Source organism: Paenibacillus filicis (assembly GCF_038070315.1).
In the GTDB taxonomy this organism is placed as follows: Bacteria; Bacillota; Bacilli; order Paenibacillales; family NBRC-103111; genus Paenibacillus_G; species Paenibacillus_G filicis.
In genome coordinates, this window is record NZ_JBBPCC010000055.1 from 1 (window position 1) to 1,211 (window position 1,211).

At 54.3% G+C, this 1,211-nt stretch carries 1 rRNA gene; it reads left to right on the forward strand.

Features of this window, described 5'->3' with window-relative positions:
* Positions 1-1,211 (forward strand): 23S ribosomal RNA (locus tag WMW72_RS35485); the annotation flags it as partial.

Below are 1,211 nucleotides of genomic sequence, written 5' to 3' on the forward strand. Positions count from 1 at the left end.
GTTGCCCAGACAACCAGGATGTTGGCTTAGAAGCAGCCACCATTGAAAGAGTGCGTAATAGCTCACTGGTCGAGTGACTCTGCGCCGAAAATGTAACGGGGCTAAACACACCACCGAAGCTATGACGGACGCAACTAAGTTGCGTTGGGGTAGGGGAGCGTTGTATGCGGGTTGAAGCTAGATCGTGAGGACTGGTGGACTGCATACAAGTGAGAATGCCGGTATGAGTAACGAAAAGATCAGTGAGAATCTGATCCGCCGTAAGCCTAAGGGTTCCTGAGGAAGGCTCGTCCGCTCAGGGTAAGTCGGGACCTAAGGCGAGGCCGAAAGGCGTAGTCGAAGGACAACAGGTTGAAATTCCTGTACCACCGTGAACCGTTATGAGCAATGGGGTGACGCAGAAGGATAGTGACGCGAGCTGATGGATGCTCGTCCAAGCAGTGAGGCTGATGTGTAGGCAAATCCGCACATCGATAAGGCTAAGCTGTGATGGGGAGGGAAATTTGAGTACCGAAGGTCATGAGTTCAGGCTGCCAAGAAAAGCCTCTAGCCAGGGAGAAGGTGCCCGTACCGCAAACCGACACAGGTAGGCGAGCAGAGTATGCTAAGGCGCTCGGAAGAACTCTCGTTAAGGAACTCGGCAAAATGACCCCGTAACTTCGGGAGAAGGGGTGCCTCGGTAGGGTGAATAGCCCGAGGGGGCCGCAGTGAAAAGGCCCAAGCGACTGTTTAGCAAAAACACAGGTCTGTGCGAAGCCGCAAGGCGAAGTATACGGGCTGACGCCTGCCCGGTGCTGGAAGGTTAAGGGGAGCGGTTAGGGGTAACCCGAAGCTGTGAACCGAAGCCCCAGTAAACGGCGGCCGTAACTATAACGGTCCTAAGGTAGCGAAATTCCTTGTCAGGTAAATTCTGACCCGCACGAATGGCGTAACGACTTGGGCGCTGTCTCGACGAGAGATCCGGTGAAATTTTAATACCTGTGAAGATGCAGGTTACCCGCGACAAGACGGAAAGACCCCATGGAGCTTTACTGCAGCTTGATATTGGACTTTGGTACGATCTGTACAGGATAGGTGGGAGCCTGAGAAGCCTGAGCGCCAGCTTGGGTGGAGGCGCCGTTGGGATACCACCCTGATCGTATCGGAGTTCTAACTTGGTACCGTGATCCGGTATGAGGACAGTGTCAGGTGGGCAGTTTGACTGGGGCGGT